The following is a 3,276-nucleotide window of genomic DNA, read 5'->3' as shown; positions in this document are numbered from 1 at the left end:
AATGAAGGTAACCCAGGGAACTGAAACATCTAAGTACCTGGAGGAAGAGAAAGAAAAATCGATTTTCTTAGTAGCGGCGAGCGAAAGGGAAAGAGCCCAAACCGGAAACTTGTTTCCGGGGTTGTGGACATAACATAAAAGTGGAGGCTATTGTAACTGAAGAGAACTGGAAAGTTCCACCGTAGAAGGTAATAGTCCTGTAAGTGAAACGAGAAGACCACGAGTTATGATCCAGAGTACCACGAGACACGTGAAACCTTGTGGGAAGCAGGGAGGACCACCTCCCAAGGCTAAATACTACCTGATGACCGATAGTGAAGCAGTACCGTGAGGGAAAGGTGAAAAGAACCCCGGGAGGGGAGTGAAATAGAACCTGAAACCGTGTGCCTACAACCGCTCAGAGCCCCTTATGAGGGTGATGAGGTGCTTTTTGTAGAACGAGCCAACGAGTTACGGTATGTAGCAAGGTTAAGTACTTAAGGTACGGAGCCGAAGGGAAACCGAGTCTGAATAGGGCGACTAGTTGCATGCCGTAGACCCGAAACCGGGTGACCTATCCATGGCCAGGTTGAAGCGAGGGTAAAACCTCGTGGAGGACCGAACCACGTTGCTGTTGAAAAAGCATGGGATGAGCTGTGGATAGCGGAGAAATTCCAATCGAACCCGGAGATAGCTGGTTCTCTCCGAAATAGCTTTAGGGCTAGCGTCGAGTATGAGTAGTGGAGGTAGAGCACTGAATGGGCTAGGGGGCATAGCGCTTACCGAACCTTATCAAACTCCGAATGCCACATACTTTGAGCTCGGCAGTCAGACTACGAATGATAAGATCCGTGGTCAAAAGGGAAACAGCCCAGATCGTCAGCTAAGGTCCCAAAGTGTAAGTTAAGTGGGAAAGGATGTGAGATTTCTAAGACAACTAGGATGTTGGCTTAGAAGCAGCCATTCATTAAAAGAGTGCGTAATAGCTCACTAGTCGAGAGATCTTGCGCCGAAAATGTAACGGGGCTAAACTTACCACCGAAGCTACGGGCTTGAACTAAGTTCAAGCGGTAGGAGAGCGTCGTAACCGGGCTGAAGTCGTACCGTAAGGAGCGGTGGACTGGTTACGAGTGAGAATGTTGGCATCAGTAGCGAGATGTGGGTGAGAATCCCACAGGCCGAAAACCTAAGGTTTCCTCAGGAAGGTTCGTCCGCTGAGGGTTAGTCGGGACCTAAGCCGAGGCCGAAAGGCGTAGGTGATGGACAACTGGTTGATATTCCAGTACCACTACCATCGTTATTATCGATGGCGTGACGCAGGAGGATAGTGTGTGCTAGCTATTGGATGCTAGTCTAAGCGTTTAGGCAGTGAGAGTAGGCAAATCCGCTCTCATAATGCTGAGGCGTGATGGGGAAGGTTCTACGGAACCGAAGTACATGATTCCACGCTGCCAAGAAAAGCGTCTAGAGAGAGAAGTAGTGCCCGTACCGCAAACCGACACAGGTAGGTGAGGAGAGAATCCTAAGGCCGGCGGAAGAATTACAGTTAAGGAACTCGGCAAATTGACCCCGTAAGTTCGCGAGAAGGGGTGCCTACGAGAGTAGGCCGCAGAGAATAGGCCCAAGCAACTGTTTAGCAAAAACACAGGTCTCTGCTAAAGCGTAAGCTGATGTATAGGGGCTGACGCCTGCCCGGTGCTGGAAGGTTAAGGGGAACACTTAGCGCAAGCGAAGGTGTGAACTTAAGCCCCAGTAAACGGCGGCCGTAACTATAACGGTCCTAAGGTAGCGAAATTCCTTGTCAGGTAAGTTCTGACCCGCACGAATGGCGTAATGACTTGGGCACTGTCTCAACTGTAAATCCGGCGAAGTTGTAGTGCGAGTGAAGATGCTCGCTACCCGCGATTGGACGGAAAGACCCCGTAGAGCTTTACTGTAGCTTAGCATTGAGTTTTGGTATTGTCTGTACAGGATAGGTGGGAGACTAGGAAACCAGGGCGTCAGCCTTGGTGGAGTCAACCTTGGGATACCACCCTGACAGTACTGAAATTCTAACTGGCGGCCATGAATCTGGTCACAGGACATTGTTAGGTGGGCAGTTTGACTGGGGCGGTCGCCTCCTAAAAAGTAACGGAGGCGCCCAAAGGTTCCCTCAGAACGGTCGGAAATCGTTCGAAGAGTGCAAAGGCAGAAGGGAGCCTGACTGCGACACCCACAAGTGGAGCAGGGACGAAAGTCGGGCTTAGTGATCCGGTGGTACCTCGTGGGAGGGCCATCGCTCAACGGATAAAAGCTACCCCGGGGATAACAGGCTGATCTCCCCCAAGAGTCCACATCGACGGGGAGGTTTGGCACCTCGATGTCGGCTCGTCGCATCCTGGGGCTGTAGTCGGTCCCAAGGGTTGGGCTGTTCGCCCATTAAAGCGGCACGCGAGCTGGGTTCAGAACGTCGTGAGACAGTTCGGTCCCTATCCGTCGCGGGCGTAGGAAATTTGAGAGGAGCTGTCCTTAGTACGAGAGGACCGGGATGGACTGACCTCTGGTGTACCAGTTGTTCCGCCAGGAGCACAGCTGGGTAGCTAAGTCGGGAATGGATAAACGCTGAAAGCATCTAAGCGTGAAGCCAACCTCAAGATGAGATTTCCCATAGCGTAAGCTAGTAAGATCCCTTGAAGAACACAAGGTTGATAGGTCGGGGGTGTAAGCATGGTAACATGTTCAGCTGACCGATACTAATAGATCGAGGGCTTGACCAAATATAGTAAATTAAATATGTGCAATTTTGAAAGAACAAAGTTTTTTCAAACATCTGGTGATGATGTTCTTTAGGGTAACACCCGTTCCCATTCCGAACACGACGGTTAAGCCTTTAGAAGCCGATGGTACTGCACGGGAGACTGTGTGGGAGAGTAGGTGGTCGCCAGGTCCAAAATGTTCCTCGGTAGCTCAATGGTGGAGCACTCGGCTGTTAACCGATAGGTTGGAGGTTCGAGTCCTCTCCGAGGAGCCATTTTTTTTATTTAAAAAGAGTTATTAAAGAAGATATAAATGTCTTTTTTAATAACTCTTTTTGTATTTCTCAAAGGAATTTAATAATTTATGTTGAATTATTAAATTATAAAGAAAGTGTTAACATATAGTTATTAATAGTAGAAACTTAAAATCTAAGTTTAATACAGTTAATATTTTTCTTTTAAAGTATGGGGAATTTTTAGGGAAAATCATTATCTTAATATATAAAAAATACTAAATATAATATTTTTTATTTGAAAGGAATATACTTAGATATATAAGTTT

1 tRNA gene and 2 rRNA genes (1 of these 3 only partly in view) are annotated in these 3,276 nt (G+C 48.0%); all 3 read left to right on the top strand.

Features of this window, described 5'->3' with window-relative positions:
* Positions 1 to 2,735, top strand: a 23S ribosomal RNA gene (locus ABHR63_RS09885) (it extends 169 nt beyond the left edge of the window).
* 52 nt (positions 2,736 to 2,787) lie between these two features.
* Positions 2,788 to 2,905: ribosomal RNA gene (gene rrf, locus ABHR63_RS09880) — 5S ribosomal RNA — on the top strand.
* A 9-nt stretch (positions 2,906 to 2,914) separates the two neighbouring features.
* Positions 2,915 to 2,989: transfer RNA gene (locus ABHR63_RS09875), tRNA-Asn, on the top strand.
* Positions 2,990 to 3,276: the final 287 nt, after the last annotated feature.

It is taken from the genome of Collinsella aerofaciens (assembly GCF_039752775.1).
Taxonomy (GTDB): domain Bacteria; phylum Actinomycetota; class Coriobacteriia; order Coriobacteriales; family Coriobacteriaceae; genus Collinsella; species Collinsella aerofaciens_R.
Note: the sequence above shows the minus strand (reverse complement) of the source record. Positions and strands in the feature narration are given on the sequence as shown.